The organism is Acinetobacter sp. FDAARGOS_724 (genome assembly GCF_013364475.1).
Classification (GTDB): domain Bacteria; phylum Pseudomonadota; class Gammaproteobacteria; order Pseudomonadales; family Moraxellaceae; genus Acinetobacter; species Acinetobacter variabilis.
Genome location: NZ_CP054908.1, coordinates 13733 through 31294 on the forward strand (window position 1 = coordinate 13733; position 17562 = coordinate 31294).

General features: G+C 44.9%; 15 protein-coding genes. 6 read left to right on the forward strand and 9 right to left on the reverse strand.

Translation table 11 applies throughout. The features are described 5' to 3' along the window. Positions 1–88: 88 nt before the first annotated feature. The 3 genes from gigB to FOC32_RS01335 all read left to right on the forward strand — a co-directional run bounded on the left by gigB (position 89) and on the right by FOC32_RS01335 (position 1999). Positions 89–607, forward strand: coding sequence for an anti-anti-sigma factor GigB (gene gigB, locus FOC32_RS01325; RefSeq protein ID WP_004783532.1), 519 nt, complete (start codon positions 89–91; stop codon positions 605–607). Between the two features lie 20 nt (positions 608–627). Continuing rightward, the gene (locus FOC32_RS01330; RefSeq protein ID WP_175965997.1) at positions 628–1455 is read left to right on the forward strand and encodes a carbon-nitrogen hydrolase family protein; all 828 of its coding nucleotides are present in this window, start codon (positions 628–630) and stop codon (positions 1453–1455) included. 118 nt (positions 1456–1573) lie between these two features. Next, complete coding sequence (locus tag FOC32_RS01335) at positions 1574–1999, forward strand: organic hydroperoxide resistance protein (RefSeq protein WP_159123044.1); 426 nt, start codon at positions 1574–1576, stop codon at positions 1997–1999. A gap of 173 nt (positions 2000–2172) precedes the next feature. On the opposite strand, the gene gspE is transcribed toward FOC32_RS01335, so the two are convergent. Further along, positions 2173–3660, reverse strand: coding sequence for a type II secretion system ATPase GspE (gene gspE / locus FOC32_RS01340; RefSeq protein WP_004783540.1), 1488 nt, complete (start codon positions 3658–3660; stop codon positions 2173–2175). A 93-nt stretch (positions 3661–3753) separates the two neighbouring features. Here gspE and FOC32_RS01345 point away from each other — a divergent pair, with 93 nt between their 5' ends. Beyond that, on the forward strand, positions 3754–4584 hold the full coding sequence (locus FOC32_RS01345) for a hypothetical protein (protein ID WP_122959115.1): 831 nt from the start codon (positions 3754–3756) through the stop codon (positions 4582–4584). 9 nt (positions 4585–4593) lie between these two features. After that, entirely contained in the window at positions 4594–5517 is a 924-nt protein-coding gene (locus tag FOC32_RS01350; RefSeq protein WP_005233958.1) for a mechanosensitive ion channel family protein, read from the forward strand. 150 nt (positions 5518–5667) lie between these two features. Here FOC32_RS01350 and FOC32_RS01355 read toward each other — a convergent pair whose 3' ends face one another. Next, positions 5668–8373, reverse strand: a complete 2706-nt coding sequence (locus tag FOC32_RS01355) for a DUF2339 domain-containing protein (RefSeq protein WP_175965999.1) — start codon at positions 8371–8373, stop codon at positions 5668–5670. A gap of 161 nt (positions 8374–8534) precedes the next feature. Between FOC32_RS01355 and polA the strand changes: the two genes are divergently transcribed. Then, entirely contained in the window at positions 8535–11300 is a 2766-nt protein-coding gene (gene polA / locus FOC32_RS01360) for a DNA polymerase I (protein WP_034170821.1), read from the forward strand. A 107-nt stretch (positions 11301–11407) separates the two neighbouring features. Here polA and tnpC read toward each other — a convergent pair whose 3' ends face one another. From tnpC to FOC32_RS01395, 7 genes are all read right to left on the reverse strand, one after another. After that, positions 11408–13033, reverse strand: coding sequence for an IS66 family transposase (gene tnpC / locus FOC32_RS01365; RefSeq protein ID WP_175965981.1), 1626 nt, complete (start codon positions 13031–13033; stop codon positions 11408–11410). Between the two features lie 74 nt (positions 13034–13107). Beyond that, positions 13108–13443, reverse strand: a complete 336-nt coding sequence (tnpB, locus tag FOC32_RS01370) for an IS66 family insertion sequence element accessory protein TnpB (RefSeq protein ID WP_004642106.1) — start codon at positions 13441–13443, stop codon at positions 13108–13110. Beyond that, positions 13440–13823: an IS66-like element accessory protein TnpA gene (gene tnpA / locus FOC32_RS01375; RefSeq protein ID WP_005100737.1), complete on the reverse strand. Its 384-nt coding sequence runs from the start codon at positions 13821–13823 to the stop codon at positions 13440–13442. Before tnpA ends, tnpB begins: the two co-directional genes overlap by 4 nt. Before the next feature lie 167 nt (positions 13824–13990). Further along, positions 13991–14560, reverse strand: a complete 570-nt coding sequence (locus FOC32_RS01380) for a YggT family protein (protein WP_004783550.1) — start codon at positions 14558–14560, stop codon at positions 13991–13993. Between the two features lie 32 nt (positions 14561–14592). Further along, positions 14593–15423, reverse strand: coding sequence for a pyrroline-5-carboxylate reductase (gene proC, locus FOC32_RS01385; RefSeq protein ID WP_034170822.1), 831 nt, complete (start codon positions 15421–15423; stop codon positions 14593–14595). A 2-nt stretch (positions 15424–15425) separates the two neighbouring features. After that, on the reverse strand, positions 15426–16799 hold the full coding sequence (tilS, locus tag FOC32_RS01390) for a tRNA lysidine(34) synthetase TilS (protein ID WP_175966001.1): 1374 nt from the start codon (positions 16797–16799) through the stop codon (positions 15426–15428). Further along, positions 16736–17560: an acetyl-CoA carboxylase carboxyltransferase subunit alpha gene (locus tag FOC32_RS01395; protein ID WP_004783557.1), complete on the reverse strand. Its 825-nt coding sequence runs from the start codon at positions 17558–17560 to the stop codon at positions 16736–16738. The genes tilS and FOC32_RS01395 overlap by 64 nt, the downstream gene beginning before the upstream one ends. Between the last annotated feature and the right edge of the window lie 2 nt (positions 17561–17562).

Below are 17562 nucleotides of genomic sequence, written 5' to 3' on the forward strand. Positions count from 1 at the left end.
CACTTAATTTGATTGCGACTTTCAGCTACTTGAGTATCTATAGACCCTATGGGATAATTTAATATCCTTCTCTGCAAATGGCATTTATATGTCAACAGGTCATGTTGAATATGCAAGCTTGAATGGAACGCATATTTTTAAGCTTATCGGCGAAGTGCGGGCCCAATCTTGTATTAGTCTAGACAAATTACTGAACAAACTTGAGCAGCAGGACAACGTTGTTGGCGCAATTGTTGATCTGACTGAAACCAGCTTTATTGACAGCACTGTACTGGGTGTCCTGGCAAAATTAGGACTTAAACTTAAGCAGCTCCATAAGATCCAGGCGGTGATGTTGTCGACTAACTCTGATATCACGACTCTGGCCAACAGTATGGGCTTGGGGCAGGTCTTTGTCATTTTGGATTACTGCGGTGATTCAAATGTATGTACGCGTAAACTGATGGAAGAACATGTGACGCATCAAGCGATGCTGAAAACTGTTCTGGATGCACACAAGACTTTAATGCGGTTAAATCAGAGCAACCAGAATATGTTTGAGCCCTTGGTCAAACAGTTGCAAAAAGAACAAGATAATCTAGATCAAGTGTCTGAACAAAAGGTATAAACACACAATAAGGAATCCCTATGACTTTACTTTCTGTTGCACAGATGAATTCCCAGAATGAAATTGAGCAAAATTTCATGACCATCGAATCATTAATTCAACAAAGTAAAGCAAAAGGCGCTGAACTTATTGTCTTTCCTGAAAATTTCGTCTGTTTTGCTGCTGGTAAACAGCACGAAACTGCTGCTCAGTTCGAGAGCATTCAACAACGTCTGGAACAGCTGGCTCATCAATATCAGATCTGGATTATCGCGGGGACATTACCCTGTCCTTATCGTCCTGATGGTTCGATTATTGAAGATGGCCGGGTTCGAACCGTAAGTCTATGTATTAGCCCAGAAAAAACTGAAGCCCGCTATGACAAGATTCACCTCTTTGATGTACAGGTCGGTGATGCTGTTGGTGGCTATCAGGAATCCCAATTTTTTGAACCAGGTACCGATATTGTTGTTGCGAAAACGCCTTTTGGCAATATCGGTATGATGGTCTGCTATGACCTGCGTTTCCCTGAACTCGCGCTTCATTTACGTGGCCAAGGCGCGAATATTTTAACTGCGCCATCTGCCTTTACTTACACCACTGGCCAAATGCACTGGCAATTATTATTGCAAGCACGTGCTATGGATACCCAATGCACAGTTCTCGGTGCTGCTCAACAGGGTTGGCATGGTGAAAAACGTCAAACTTGGGGACATGCCGCTGCCACAAACAGCCGTGGTCAACTTCTCGATATGGTGCATGCGGAAGGCGCACAGATTATTACGGTTGATTTTGATTTGACTGAGCAGGCCAAAGTGCGTGAGTCTATGCCACTCATGCAGCATCACAAGTTATTACAATTTTCTTAAGTCAGACTTTCTACTGCATTCTCATTCGCTTGCATAAATTAACAAAATCCCTGCTTATTCTTCCCTAGAAATTATGGAGCATAGAAGTTCCATAAAAGAACAAGCAGGAAATACTCTCATGTCATTAGAAAAAGCAGTATATACCGCACGTGCCAAAGCTACAGGCGGTCGAGATGGCCGTGCAACCTCTGACGATCAGATTCTGGATGTAAAACTGGCAGTGCCTAAGGAAATGGGTGGCCCAGGTGGCGGAACCAATCCTGAACAATTGTTCGCTGCAGGTTATTCAGCCTGTTTTTTAGGTGCCATGAAGTTTGTTGCCAACCGGGATAAAATCAATATTAGCAAAGATGCCTATATTGAGGGTGAAGTTGGCATTGGTCCGATTCCTACCGGTTTTGGTATTGAAGTGACTTTAAATGTTCATTTAGAAGGCATGGAACAGGAAGAAGCTCAAAAGCTGGTCGATGCCGCACACATCGTTTGTCCTTATTCAAATGCAACCCGTAACAATATTGATGTTACTTTGAATGTCATCACCTAAGTCTAAATAAATATTTGACTCTCTATCCTGAAAAATCAGAAGTCATTTCAGGATAGAGCTGATCATTCTTATAAAATTTTGATCAAAATTGCTTTATGCTATTTAATAGAAAAATGATCATTTGAGATATTTATTTAAGAAAACAGTGCCTTCCTATCCCATCGAATAAAAATTTACTCTGCCGCCTCATTGGTTACACGCAGAACTTCTTCAATCGTGGTTTTACCAGCCAGCACTTTACGTAAACCATCATCGCGAATTGAACCTGATTGCTGACGTGCATAGGTTTCCAGCTCATATTCAGCCGCATTGCCATGAATCAGACGGCGCATATGTTCATCAACCGGTACAATTTCATAAATGGCAGTACGTCCACTAAAGCCGGTATTCCCACAGCGTTCACAACCGTGCGGTTGAGGTAATCTTAAATCCTGTGGATGCTCAATATGTTCAAACAGATTTTTCTCAAATGCATCTGCATCCTTCCAGGTCGCACAATGTGGACATAAGGTACGCACCAGACGCTGAGCAACTACGCCAATTAAAGAGCTGGATAGTAAGAATGGCTCAATTCCCATATCTTTTAAACGCGTCACTGCACCAATCGCAGTATTGGTATGTAGTGTTGATAATACCAGGTGACCAGTCAATGATGCCTGAACTGCAATTTCTGCAGTTTCCAGATCACGGATTTCCCCCACCATCACCACATCTGGATCCTGACGTAACATAGCTTTTAAGGCACGGGCAAAGGTCATATCGACTTTGGTATTTACCTGAGTCTGACCAATCCCTTCTAACTGATATTCCACTGGATCTTCAGCTGTCAGAATATTTTTGGAACCATCATTTAGATCAGAGAGTGCTGCATATAAGGTGGTGGTCTTACCCGAACCGGTAGGTCCAGTCACCAGAATAATACCATGAGGACGATGCACCAGGGTCTTGAGTCGATCATAATCGTTATTCATCAAGCCCAGATGAGTCATATTCAGACGGCCAGCCTGCTTATCCAGCAAACGCATCACCACCCGCTCACCATAAGAAGATGGCAAGGTCGAAACACGAACATCGACTTCGCGACCTGCCAGACGCAAGGAAATACGGCCATCCTGAGGAATCCGTTTTTCCGCAATATCCAGCTTGGCCATGACCTTGATCCGTGATACCAGTAATGGTGCCAGCTCACGACGCGGCTGCACAATTTCACGTAGTTGCCCATCGACACGCAAGCGTACAGAAAGTCGTTTTTCGAAGGATTCCACATGAATATCTGAGGCGCCAACACGGATTGCTTCAGACAACAAGGCATTGATCAGACGGACAATAGGCGCATCATCCTCCTGATCCATCAGATCTTCGGCTTCAGGGACCGAATCAGCAAGGCTTAATAAATCCGGGTGATCTTCCAGACCAGCCGCGACCTGCTGTGACTCACCACTATCGCCGGCAAAACTGGAACTGAGTAACTGATTGAATTCTTGTTCTGTACAATGTTGATACTGAGCCGGATGACCCAGCAAACGGCGTGCTTCCTGTAATGCAAGCATAGATGTATTGTCACGACGGACAATAAAAGCCTGATCTCCCTCATAACGCAATAGCACACCATGACGTTTCGCAAAGCTATACGGGATTTGTAATTGTTTCAGTACTTGCATCGCAGATTATAATAATGATGAAAAAATTTAAATTGAGTGTACTCTAAGCATATGACAGCGTGAAGTATGTTTTCAAAGATTTAGTAAGAAAGGATGCCAACATTGCCGCAAGATCAAGAGGAATTAAACCTGCAGTCTCCCAGAATTCAATGGTGGGGAGAGCAAAGTTTTGAAATTAACGAGTCCAAGGCTTGGCAATTTGGCTCTCTGCTGTTTCGTTTGACCAGAGGTTTGCAGGAATGGCGACTGGAATATTATCGTCCGACGGTGCAGTACGATTATGAACAGCAATGGCATCAGATTAATGATCCACTGTTTGCATTTCCGAAACCGGTGAAAATTGAACGCTATATGTTCAAATCTACCCAAAGCAAGTTACAGCTTATGCCGCGTCTGGCGAATCGCTCCGTAGTAATTAAACCGGTTGATCCGATTTATATTCCGGCTGGACAACGTGGAACCCTCTATATCAGCACCCCGCTATGGATTGCCGGTTTTGTCGAAGGTCAACGTGAACCGATTTTTGATCTTCCAGTGATTTTACCGAAAGACACCTGGTTTGGACCCAATCATCGTTCCGGTGAAATTTGCTATGCTACCGCAGTTGACGGAAGAACCGAGCTCCAACAATTACGTCCTCGTGCATTCCGTGCTGTGACCCCGATTGAATTTCATAATACCAGTCAGCAGCAACTGCGTTTCGATCGGATGAATGTTCCAGTACCTGCATTGCCTCTCTTTTATAGTGCCAGCACTGAACGTTTATGGACCTCGCAGATTAAGGTTCTGCATGAAGGTCTGGATCGCCCCCCCCGGATCCGGGTGGAAAACCGTACCCCGCCCAATGCGGGTGAAGTGGATTATTTACACCCACCGCGTGATCCAGCGGGAAATTTATTTAATATGTTTGATTCATTTTTCTAAGAGCGTGTGATGCCAAATTCGAATATTCCAACCGAAGTCACCAACAGTCTCAAGGGAGTATTTACCAATATTAATACGGATCGCCTGACTGAAATTGTCGTCGCGGTTGTGCTGTGTTTTATTGGTTTCCTGATCGCACGTTTTTTCTCGAATGCTTTTATCCGTACTATCGGTATACGCTTTAATGCGCATCAGCAAATGGTCTGGCGCCGCGGGATTTTCTACTTTATTTTCCTGTTGTTTGTGATGGCGAGTTTGAAGGAAGCCGGCTTTAAACTCAGTGTTTTCCTCGGTGCAGCGGGTATTTTAACTGTGGCTTTGGGTTTCGCTTCTCAAACCTCTGCATCCAACCTGATCAGCGGTATCTTCCTGATTGGTGAAGGATCTTTTGAGGTCGGTGATACCATTCAGATTACACTGATTCGTGGACATACCGTTGAAGGTGAAGTGATTTCGATTGATCTGCTCTCGGTTAAACTGCTTACTCAAGATAATATCTATATACGTTTGCCGAACGAACAACTGATTCGGGCTCCGGTACACAACCTGTCCAAGTTTCCAATCCGGCGTATTCCGATTACCTTGGCTATTAATTTTCATGAAGACATCATCAAGGTGCGTGAAGTACTGCTTGATGTTGCCAATAAATATCCGCTGGTTCTGGCCGATCCAAAGCCTGCAGTCACAGTCACCGCCTTCCGTGAATCTTCGATTGAACTTTTGTTTGCGATTTGGTGTCAGCAGGAAAATTATCTGAAAGTCCGTGATGAAATGCAGGAACGGATTCGAAATGGCTTTCTCGATAACCAGATTGAAATTCCGGTACCGAAAATGGGCTTTGTTGATCATCCACTGGCTCGCCCACTGGAAAATGAAGACGTTGATCAATATGCCAATGAGAAGGAGCTGAAGAGAGAGCCGGATTTAAAATAACTTTTTCTAAATCCCTCCTCACCTCCCTTTACTAAGGGAGGAACTGTCATAAAAAGCCTGTCTTTCTTTTACATATCGCTTAAAGCTGTGCTTTAAGCTCGTTCAGGGTTTGGGGAGATTAAATTAACGCTCAAATCGAGTAATTTAGATTCAAACCCTTTTCTCTCCATCCGGCATTGGTGCTATATACGCAATCAGTAGCATGACCCCACCGGCCAGCAAGAATGAAATCACACGTGTCAGTGTACCGGTATGAGACAGGTCGAATAACACCAGCTTCAAGCTGACGATCACCAGAATACTGCCTCCTAAAATCCACATTGGTTTAAGCCTTTTTAGCGTAGCCGTCCACATGGTTGCCCAAGCCAACAATACCCAAAGAATCGTCAAGCTTAGCTGCACCGTAGCATTGCTCCATAATTCCAGACTATTAAATGGTATTTGCAGATAGATATGTAGAGCCCGTAATACAATATAGCTCGACAGCCATAACAGGCTTAGCACCATCAGTACCGACATCATACCGCGATCGTGTCCTGCCCGAATCTGCTGCAACAGCATCCATAGGAAACTGGCAAGCATGGCCAGACTGATCAGATCAAATGGATTGAATAGAGGCAGCCAGTAATATTGGAAAGCTTGCTGGTTAAACAGCTGTGAGCATATTAACCAAGCTCCCATTAACACTAAGCAGTTTTTACTCTGCCAGAGTAAGCGCCACTCTGAATTTTCTTTTTGCCGGTAACACCAGAACCAGAATACAAGAGGCAGAATTACCATACTGAGATAAGGCATGCTCGGTATTAGGCATAAACTGGCTAAAGCCAGGCTGGCAAAAACACCAAAGCTCATCCACTCTTTGGATAAATCAATCCCTTTCACCGGTCTTAACCATAAAGCAGCCAGCAATAATGATGAAAGTGCAAAGATTCCACGCTCCAAAGCACTTGGCCAAACCAGAATCCCATTTTCGCTATGATCAACAGCCAGCAAAATCGCAATGATCACCAATGGCGTAAGACTGCTCCATTTTGGCAATAACCAGCACCATTCCTGATGCTTGCGTTGTATGATTTCACTTAGAACCGTATGACCCAGTGCAAGACTGAATAAACTATAAATATAGGTCTGCTCATGAGCAAATTCATCTTCAAGCAAGGCAAACAACATCAAAATTCCAGCAAAACTGAGAATGCTCAGAAAACTGATACTTAAACTATTCAGCTGCTGGCGATATTTGGCTTTAAGCTGACTCAGGAAGACGACGGCGACATAACAGAAGCTGAGAATCCAGAAAATTTCCCGCGGTGTGGGATTAAGCTCAATCAGATAGTAAACACTACTGAAGCCTGCCATGATCAGCAGTCCCATACTCAGATAATGCGCAACCCGAATATTCTTTTCCAATGCCCAGAGATAAATTAGTACTCCTTCAACCGCCCAACCGACTACGCTCCACTGCTCTGTCAATAAAATGGGTGGAACCAAAGCCAGAAAGATCAGCATCAAGCTGAGATAACTTTGGGAAATGACCTGAATACTTTCTCTACGACGCACTAAAGTCCAACAGATTGCAAATATCCCGGCAAATAACAGACTAAATCCGGCTTGCCAAAGCTTTTGATCAGGCTGATTGAAATGAATCAGATACAGGAAAATATAGGCGGTAATCGGTGCAGCGAAAATTAGGGCAAGATCCAGAACCGGTTTTAAACGAAAACGGGAAAGATCCTGCCGGGCCAGTAACTGGCTAAAGCGAAAGCCCAGCCAGATGAATACCGCACTATGTGCCAGAATCAGAGTCGTCATCGTATAACGTTCGTATGTATGACCATGAATCAGGCTATACATTCCACCTACTATGACTGTGACCAGAAAAGCAATCTGGTTCAGGATTTTCCAGGGCCGCAAACTGCTGAGTAACAGCACGCCGATATTAATCAGCAGATAATAACTGATGAACTCAACCGCAGAAGCATCTCGGGTCGGCAAGGTAAACGGCGCCAGATAGGCAATGAATAAGGCCATGACTGCCAGCTCAATACTTTCCTGTTTCAAGCTTAAGTACAGCGTAATTGCCAAAATGACCAAGAACACCAGAGCTGCCAGTGGCAACGTGGCAATCACCAGATTGTAATAGGCAAAGAACAAGGTCAGAAATAGTGCCCCTAATCCCAAGCCTTCTAGTGCCAGACCGAAACTGCGGTTTTTAGCGATCAGGGTATAACCCAATCCGGTCACAACAACAGCAGATAAAGCGACCAGTCCTAATTTTACCGCCAAGCTCAGCTGCCAGTGCTCTGTTGCAAAACGAAGTAATAAAATGATTCCGATTACCAAAATGGCGATCGCAGCTTTGAGAACTGGATTTCCGCGAAAAATCCACTGTTGGATCTGATCCAGCAATTGTGATTGATCTGGACTAGCTTGAGCAGCAATAGGTAAAGGAATATCTGGTTGAGTGATTTCTGGATGTGTCTGATCTGCTGATCGGTAACGAGATTGCAACTGGATAATATTACGTTCCAAACGTTGTAGCCAGCGTAATAGAAAGAAAATCCAGGCGGTAATACCAATGCCCATGAGCCAGTTAAGCTCAGTCACGCCTCCGACAATGGCGATAATAGAAGAAATATATAGCGGTATTTTAGAATTGGCTGACATAATCACCTGCGTCGGTGCTGCCAGATCCCGCATGGGCGCTTCAATGGCACTGATATATTGCATCACGCTGATCAGGAAACCCAGACCAGTGAGATAAGTCACGATCTGCAATTCCAGATACCATGCACTTATTCCCACAATTACCAGACTAATCAGCCAGATCATACGCAATTCATTTTGCCCTGCCGTCATTCTTCTCGTTCTCGTTCCTTAACCATGTCATCATACAACAGCTTGTACTGCTTATTTCATCTTCACCCAATATTCGCTAAGCTGTAGAAACCGACTTGCCCCTGCGAGTGCGGTAAAAATCACGTACAATAAAACTGTTTTTTGAATAAGGAATTGATTACATGCCACCATTTGTCTTGGTCGATGGCTCTTACTTTTTATTTCGTGCCTTTCATGCACTACCACCATTAACCACGTCAACCGGTCTGCACACCAATGCAATTCGTGGTGCAATTTCTGCTATTCAAAAACTGATGCGCCGTACCCAGCCAACCCATATGGCGGTGATTTTCGACACGCCTGAACCGACTTTTCGTCACGAGCTATCACCTATTTATAAAGGTGACCGTCCGAGCATGCCGGAAGAACTGTCACAGCAAATTCCATACTTACATGCCTTGATTCGCGCATTAGGCATTCCCCTGCATATGCTGCCAGGTGCGGAAGCCGATGACATTATTGGTACACTGGCTAAACGTGCTGAAGCTTTAGGTCATCAGGTACTGATTTCAACTGGTGATAAAGACATGGCACAGCTGGTGACTGATAAAGTGACCCTGGAAGACAGTTTCAAAGAAAAACCAATGGATGTTGATGGGGTTTTTGAAAAGTTTGGTGTATGGCCGAACCAGATCATTGACTACCTGACCCTGATGGGCGATGCCTCAGACGGGATTATGGGTGTGCCTGGGATCGGAGCAAAAACTGCAGCCAAATTACTCAATGAATATGGCTCGATTGGTGGCATTCTGGAAAATGTCGACAAGATCAAAGGTAAAGTGGGTCAGAATATTAAAGACAATACCGATGGCATTGCACTGGATCATCAATTGGCCAGCATCATTTGCGATCTGGATTTAAGCTTCACTTATGATGACCTGAAACTTCAGGATCCAAATGTAGAAGCTTTACGTAATCTGTATACCGAACTGGAATTCCGTAACCAGCTACAATCACTGGACCATCCGAATAATCCAAACAACCGTAATTATAAACAGGCTACTCAATCGATTACTGCCAAAGCCGTACCTGAACCTCAAGAAGCCGATGAGCAGCAAGCGACACTGAGCAGTGATAACGATCAGCTTGGAGAAGCGACATATCATACTGTATTAACTCAGGAAGATTGGGACAAGCTGTTTGAACGTTTAAATACTGAAAAACGCTTTGCTTTTGATACTGAAACCACCAGTTTGGATTATCGTATTGCACAGATTGTCGGTTTTTCGGTGGCTTTTGATGCACAGGATGCCTATTACGTACCATTGGCACATGATTATGAAGGTGCACCAGAACAGCTAAATCGTGAAAAAATTCTGGCTCAGATCAAACCGATTTTAGAAGATGAAGCGATTCAGAAAATTGGCCACCACCTGAAATATGATGCGCATGTTCTGGAAAATCACGGCATTCATCTGGCGGGCTGGTATTTTGATACCATGCTGGCTTCTTATGTGCTGAACTCGGTTGCCACCCGTCATGGCATGGATGATGTGGCTCGTCTGTACTTAAGCCACTTAACCACGACCTATGAACAGGTGGCAGGTAAAGGCGCCAAACAAAAAACTTTCAATAAAATCGAGATCGAAGCCGCAGCACACTACGCCGCAGAAGATGCACATGTGACCTATCGTCTGTTTGAAGTACTCAGCAAAAAGCTGCAGACTTATCCTGAACTGGTCAATATTCTGCATAATATTGAAATGCCAGTAGCCCGTGTGCTGACCAGTATGGAAGAAAATGGCATCCGACTGGATCTGGCTTTTCTGGATCAACTCGGTTGTGAGTTCGCTCAAACCATGCAGAATCTGGAAAATCAGATCACGGAAATAGCCGGTGAAGCGTTTAATGTCAGCTCTCCGAAACAGGTCGGTGAAGTTCTGTTTGATAAACTAGGCCTAAAAGGTGGCAAAAAGACCTCTACCGGTCAGTACAGCACCAGTGAAAGTGTGCTGGAAAAACTGGAACACCCGATTGCTGAACTTATTCTGGAGTATCGGGGTCTGTCTAAACTGAAAAGTACCTATACCGATGGTCTATGCAAGCAGGCCAATAATGACACCCATCGTGTGCATACCAGTTATCATCAGGCACTGACTGCAACCGGCCGTTTATCGTCTACTGATCCAAACCTGCAGAACATTCCAATTCGTGCGGAAATCGGACGTCAGATTCGTAAGGCCTTTATTGCGCCTGAAGGCCGTGTCTTACTCGCAGCCGATTATTCACAGATTGAATTGCGTCTGATGGCACATTTATCTCAGGATGATGCGCTAGTAGATGCCTTTAACCATGGACAGGACGTGCACCGCCGTACCGCAGCTGAAGTTCTGGGTATCCCGCTTGAAGAAGTAACCAATGATCAGCGTCGTCAGGCTAAAGCCGTGAACTTCGGTCTGCTCTATGGCATGTCTGAATTTGGCCTGACTCGTCAGTTAGGTTTTACTCGTCAGGAATCCCAGGAATATATCAAACAGTATTTCCGTCGTTATCCGGGGATTTATGAATATATGCAGCGTACCCGTCAGGTGGCATTGGAACAAGGCTTCGTTGAAACCATTCTAGGCCGCCGTTTATACACACCTGATATCGATGCCCGTAACATGATGGTCCGCAAAGCCGCTGAACGTGCTGCGATTAATGCACCATTACAAGGTTCGGCTGCAGACATCATTAAAATGGCGATGATTGAGGTTGATAAAATGCTACCTAAAGATCAGGCCAAAATGCTGCTACAAGTCCACGATGAATTGGTATTTGAAGTCGATGAAGCGATTGCAGATGAACTGGCACCTCAACTGGCTGAAGTGATGCAATCCGTGATTGAAATTTCTGTGCCTTTGGTCGTGGAAGTTGGTAAAGGCATGAACTGGGATGAGGCACACTAATACTAAAGCTCCTTCCTCCTTTTAGGAGGAAGGTTGGGATGGAGGTTATTTAAATTTATAGACCTCACCCTGACCCGTAAGCGTCCGCTGAACCCCATGTCTATTTTTTAATTTGAGTTGGATTTCCAGCGGTGTGGTAGCAATTCTTCTATTTGGGTCACTTTATGGGTCGGCAATCTTTTCAGCACATCACTTAAATAGGCATACGGATCCAACCCATTCAGCTTTGCTGACTGGATTAAAGTCATGATGTTTGCCGCTCGCTGACCACTACGCAGCGAACCTGCAAATAACCAGTTCTTACGTCCCAACGCCCAAGGCCGCACTTGGTTTTCCACCCAATTATTGCAAATCGGTAGATTGCCATCATCCAGATAGCGGCTTAAAGCTGGCCAACGCTTCAGAGTGTAATTGATGGCCTTGGCGGTTGGAGAACTCGATGGCACCGTCAGTTGATGCTGGTTGAGCCATTCATACAGTTGTTGCATCACCGGTTGGCTATGCTGTTGTCGGTATTCGCGGCGGTGTTCTGCTGTACTATCGGTCTTTTTCCTGAGTTCTGCTTCTATCGCATACAGTTTCTGAATCAGCACTAATGCCTGTTCAGCGATCTGACTTTTCCCAGTCACATGTAGCTCATGGAATTTACGACGCGCATGCGCCATGCAGCCCACCTCAATGACATCGCCTGATTTAAAGCGTGCTTTATAACCACTGTAATCATCACAGACCAGATGGCCCTGCCAGCCATTCAGGAACTCTTCTGCATGCTGACCTGAACGGCTATCCTGAAAGTCATAGATCACCGCTTGAACTGGATTGTACTGTGTAGTGGCATAGGCCCAGACATAACCTTTCTTCGGTTTTTTCTCATCATCACCCATCCGCATGATGGTGACTGGTGTTTCATCGGCATGGATCACCCGCTGTTGCAGCACCACCTGTTTTAAGGCATTGGCCAGAGGTTCCAGTTCTACACCGCAGCGACCAATCCAGTCAGATAACGTGGATCTGGACAGATCAATGCCCGCCCGCTGATAGATCAGGCGCTGACGGTACAGCGGCAAATGATCGGCATACTTCGATACCAGCACATGGCTGAGCAGTTCAGGACTGGCAATACCTTTATCAATCACATAGGCGGGCATCGCTTGCTGAGTCAGGGTGTCACACTGATCACAGACCCATTTGCCACGTACATGCTGTTCCTTATAGAACTGTGCCGGTCTGAAATGCAGTTTTTCACTGATATCTTCGCCGATACGACGTAACTGGCAGCCACAACTGCATTGGGTTGATGCAGGTTCATGCTCAATACGGATGGTGTGTAGATGATCGGGCAGCAGTCGACGTTTAGGTTTGTTGACTGTGGCTTTGTGTGTCGCTGCATCAGTTTTATCTGCATTCAGCCGTTCCAGTTCCAGATCAACAGCGGCAATATCTTCTTCGACCGCTTCATCCCAGAGATGGATTTGTTTTGCGGTGAGATGTTCGTTTTTACTGCCGAATTTGTGCTTTTTAAACAGCGCAAGTTCATGCTCGTATTTTTGATTGAGAATGGAAAGATGCTGAACTTTGGCATCTAATTGCAGATTGGATACTTCAAGATGCTGAACTTTGGCATCTAATTGCTGGTTTGATTGTGCCAGAGACTGATGTTGCATTGCCAACTGTCTAGTAAATTCCAGCAGTTGTTCATGGGTCAGTTGGCTTAAATCAGGCAGTGTATTCATGACCGCAGTATGCCTGAGGTCATGAGAAGAATGAAATAGAACGTTTGGAGAATAGCAACTTGGACCAAGCTAGTTTAGAGCATTGTGACCACTTGCTGTCGTCCAATGCGCTGCCAAGGCAAACCCTGGATCAGTGCCTGTAACTGTTCTGGGCTGAGGGCTACGCTTTCACCCTGGTGAACTTTAGCCCAGTGAAATTTTCCCTGTTCCAACCGCCGAGCACACAGCCAGATCCCCAGTCCATCATGTACCAGCACTTTCATGCGATGGCCACGTTTATTACAGAACAGGTAAGCACAATGCGGTTTGATGTAGCCAAAGGCTCTCACCACCTGAGCCATGGCCGTATCCATACCTGCACGCATGTCCATGGGCTGAGTAGACAACCAGATTTCATCGATACGGATCATGTTGTAAGTGCCTTGAGTAATTTTGCTAAAGCAGACATTTCTGATACTTGCCATTTCAAGCCAATTTCTGCTTTTGAGTGGGGTAAAGTAATTTGAACCGTTAACATGCCAGTAGAAATAGGATCTAATGGTGCAGAGCAAGATAAGGCAATAAATGCAGGTTTATTCGGTAGTAGTGAGCGATCATTCCCTGGCTTAGCATCAATTAAGCGAATCCATTTGGATACAAGATTTGTATTCAATCCATGTTGCAAAGCGACCGAAGCAATTGAAACCTCCGATGCTTTACACGCCTGAACGATCTGCTGTTTAAATTCAGCACTATATGTTCTTCGTTTTATCGTAAGAGATGCGATGGATGTCTGGTTATTTGTAGTCATAAATTTAAGTTCCCACTTGTTTTTAAGTGAGGACTAAATTAAGGCTTATAGGACGAATTCATAAGGTGTGTTCAGCGGACGCTTACCCTGACCCTCTCCTACAAGGAGAGGGAATTTTCTTGAAATAAAAAAAGGACGCCTAAGCGTCCTTTTTCTTTGGGATCTGATTAAAGACCGGTTAGCAATACAATTGCCACCTGGTTCATAATCATTTCAATTACGATCAGTGCCAAAATTGCCAGAATTGGAGACAGATCGATCATTCCCATATTCGGCATGATACGGCGGAACGGTGCCAATAATGGTTCTGCAAGTTCCTGAACCACTTCAATATAAGGTGAGCGGGATTGCGTAAACATCACCACCCAGCTCAAAATAATCGTTGCAAAAATCAGGTAACGACAGAAGCGGATCAAATCCTGCATCATGGTGACGAAGGTTAGAATAAGCAAATGGATTGGACCATTTGGCATTCCCCCGGACAAATACATGATGCCAAAAATTTTCAGCAAATACAGCACGACTAAAAGTGCCAGTGCAGCAGTATTCACCCGGCCTTTACCTGCGGTTGGGAAAATACGCCCAAAAACATCTACAATTTTAGTCGCTTTGACAGTAGATAGAACGACAGGATTATAAGGACTTACCGCGGCCAATTGCATTAAAAAGCGGAAGAATACGAGCAAAATCGCGACGTTAATGATAATGCCAAAAATTAGCGCAGAATTTGCACCCATACTTGAACGTTCCTAAAAATTAAACTGATAGATTATTTGCTATTGTCACTGAGCTCTTGGGCCAGTTCCTGACTACGTTTTTGCGCAGCAGCAAGCGCTGCCTGAATATTCTGAGAAATTTGCGCGCGATCAAATACTTCCAATGCCGCTTGAGTTGTACCATTCGGAGATGTGACATTCTTACGCAGCTCTGCTGGTTTATTAGAACTGGTGATCGCCATTTGCGCTGCCCCCAAAGCAGTTTGCAACGTCAATGCAGTAGCTACTTTTTCATCCAGACCTAAATTCTTGCCTGCACGAATCATGCTTTCCATCATATAGAAGAAATAAGCAGGACCTGAACCGGACACAGCAGTTACGGCATCAATCTGAGCTTCTGAGTTTACCCAAATTGTCAGGCCGGTAGAAGCCAAAACCTGACTCGCCAGCTCACGGTCATCATTACCCACTTCTTCATTGGCAAATAAACCATGTGCACCAGTCTGTACCAATGCGGGTGTATTTGGCATCACACGGACAATACGGTCAGTACCCAATAGCGCAGATAGTGTTGCAATCTCGGCACCAGCGACAATTGAGATCACCAGCTTGCCATCAAGTAAACCTTGAAGTGGTTTTAACACACTAGCTAAAACCTGTGGTTTGACTGCAAACAGGACGATATCCGCATCTTTAATAGCAGCAATATTATCATCAGTGACATTGACTTCTTTTTCTGCAAGAAGTGAGCGTACTTTCTCAACCGGATCAGAAACTGTAATACGCGTTGCTGGCAACCCCTGTGAAATCAGCCCGCCAATCAGAGCTTGAGCCATATTACCGCCACCAATAAAACTAATATTACAATTTAAAGCTGCACTCATGTTTAATGCTCGTCGTTGAATTCTAAAGTTGAAGAAAACGAAATGGGTAGCCACCCCCCTGCCTCACAATATGCAGATTGAGCTAACCAAAATCCTTTAGGTGTAAACACGCCTAGCATAACATTATCTGTGCTTAATATTTGAATAGTATGCCGAGTCCAGGGAAATATTTGCGCTTCCTGAATGGCTTTTTTGAGCGGCCAGTGCCCCATCCGGCCATAGAGATGAATTTTTTCACCCCCCTTCCGTTGACGTAAATACAAGGGTTGTCCTAATAAAGTGGGAGACAATCCTATCTCAGCCCTTTGAATCCCGAATTGACCAGAAGGAAGATGAACCTGATCTTTATTCTGTAAAATGATCTGCTGTTCAGCTACGTTTAGCTGTTGATCAGCCAGATAAACTTCAGCTTTTAGGCGATGTAACTGCTGCTGATAACGCACATAGTAATAACCCGACCAATGTAGCGCTGCCTGAGTATCCTGTTTAGCCTTGATTACTTCAGTCTGTACACGCTTAACCATGTCCAGAGAGGGACGATATTGTCCCTCACCTTTCATCCAGACTGAGAGTAACTGGCGCTGTCGTGCTTTGGATAAACTTAAGAGAGGAGATAAATTGAGAATTTCGTCGTTGCCACAGAATTTTAGATCTTGCTCCAATACTTCTTGCAGAATGTTTTGCGCATCTTGCATCAGTTCACTGGTACGTGCCAAGGCGGACTGCATTTTCGGATAGCGATGACTTAAGACTGGCCATAGCACCTGACGTGCCCAAGCACGGTCATAATGGGTATTCTGATTGGTCGGATCTTCAATATTCTGGATGTTTAAATCTGCTGCCCATTGGCAAATCTGCTCACGGGAAATATCCAGCAGTGGCCGCCAAATGGTTAAATCGTGGCGTATATCGATCGCTTTCATGGCAGCCAGACCATCAATCCCTGCACCAGAAAGTAAGCGCAACATTAAAGTTTCTGCTTGATCTTGCTGATGATGGGCTAAGACCAAAATTTCATCGGGCTGAAGATGTTGTAAATAAGCTTGGTAACGCGATTGGCGAGCCTGAGATTCCAGATTGCCACTGGCAACATGGACGGGCTGAATGATGCAGGGAATATTTAGTTGCTGACACTGTTGATGGACAAAAGCGCTCCATTCCCCGCTGATACTTTGCAATTGATGATCAACATAGATCGCACGGATTTTTTCCGGGCACAAAAAAAACATCAGATGCAGCAACAGCATGGAATCCACGCCGCCACTACATCCGATTAGAAATTTTGTCTCTGCAGGAAAGCCCTGCAGTTGCTTTAAGATGCCAGACCTAAATTGTCGCTGCCAAACTTCATTAAACGTTGGTAACGTGCTTCGCATCGTGCTTGTGGTTCCATTGCTTGCAGTTCATTTAAAGCTTCTTTCAGGACTGCTTTCAGTTGGTACATGACTTCATCCGGATCCAGATGTGCACCTTCACCTTCATCAACGACGTATTCAACAATGCCCATCTTCTGCAATTTTTCAGCAGTTAATGCCAAAGCTTCACTGGCTTGTTCCGCTTTTTCTGCAGTTTTCCACAGAATAGACGCACAACCTTCCGGTGAAATCACTGAATAAATACTGTGAGAGAGCATCACTACACGATCTGCCACGCCAATCCCGAGTGCACCGCCTGAACCACCTTCACCCAGAACAGTGGCAATTACAGGTACTTTCAGATTAGAAAGTTGTGCCAAACTCGATGCAATCGCTTCAGCCTGACCACGCTCTTCCGCACCCACACCGGGGTATGCACCCATGGTATCAATAAAGGTGAAGACTGGCAGATTAAAACGTTCCGCCATATCGAGCAGACGCTGAGCTTTACGGTAACCTTCCGGGTTACTCATTCCAAAATTATGCTGTAATTTTTCACGGGTACTACGACCACGGTGCTGACCCACGATCATCACTGGTTGTCCATCGAAACGTGCCAGACCACCGATCATTGCGCCATCATCACCATAGAGACGGTCGCCATGCAAAGCATCAAATTCAGTGAATATTTCACCTACGTAGTCCAGAAATTGTGGACGTTCCGGATGACGAGCAATCTGTACTGTCGTCCATGCTTTTGATGGGGTAGCTTTATTTTTCATAG

Coding starts and splice junctions, on each gene's coding strand:
- FOC32_RS01350 (WP_005233958.1), top strand. CDS start 4,594: ATGCCAAATTCGAATATTCCAACCGAAGTCACCAACAGTCTCAAGGGA.
- FOC32_RS01345 (WP_122959115.1), top strand. CDS start 3,754: ATGCCAACATTGCCGCAAGATCAAGAGGAATTAAACCTGCAGTCTCCC.
- proC (WP_034170822.1), bottom strand. CDS start 15,423: ATGAGTGCAGCTTTAAATTGTAATATTAGTTTTATTGGTGGCGGTAAT.
- FOC32_RS01395 (WP_004783557.1), bottom strand. CDS start 17,560: ATGAAAAATAAAGCTACCCCATCAAAAGCATGGACGACAGTACAGATT.
- gspE (WP_004783540.1), bottom strand. CDS start 3,660: ATGCAAGTACTGAAACAATTACAAATCCCGTATAGCTTTGCGAAACGT.
- FOC32_RS01355 (WP_175965999.1), bottom strand. CDS start 8,373: ATGACGGCAGGGCAAAATGAATTGCGTATGATCTGGCTGATTAGTCTG.
- polA (WP_034170821.1), top strand. CDS start 8,535: ATGCCACCATTTGTCTTGGTCGATGGCTCTTACTTTTTATTTCGTGCC.
- FOC32_RS01335 (WP_159123044.1), top strand. CDS start 1,574: ATGTCATTAGAAAAAGCAGTATATACCGCACGTGCCAAAGCTACAGGC.
- FOC32_RS01330 (WP_175965997.1), top strand. CDS start 628: ATGACTTTACTTTCTGTTGCACAGATGAATTCCCAGAATGAAATTGAG.
- tnpB (WP_004642106.1), bottom strand. CDS start 13,443: ATGATCCGTATCGATGAAATCTGGTTGTCTACTCAGCCCATGGACATG.
- gigB (WP_004783532.1), top strand. CDS start 89: ATGTCAACAGGTCATGTTGAATATGCAAGCTTGAATGGAACGCATATT.
- tnpA (WP_005100737.1), bottom strand. CDS start 13,823: ATGACTACAAATAACCAGACATCCATCGCATCTCTTACGATAAAACGA.
- FOC32_RS01380 (WP_004783550.1), bottom strand. CDS start 14,560: ATGGGTGCAAATTCTGCGCTAATTTTTGGCATTATCATTAACGTCGCG.
- tnpC (WP_175965981.1), bottom strand. CDS start 13,033: ATGAATACACTGCCTGATTTAAGCCAACTGACCCATGAACAACTGCTG.
- tilS (WP_175966001.1), bottom strand. CDS start 16,799: ATGCGAAGCACGTTACCAACGTTTAATGAAGTTTGGCAGCGACAATTT.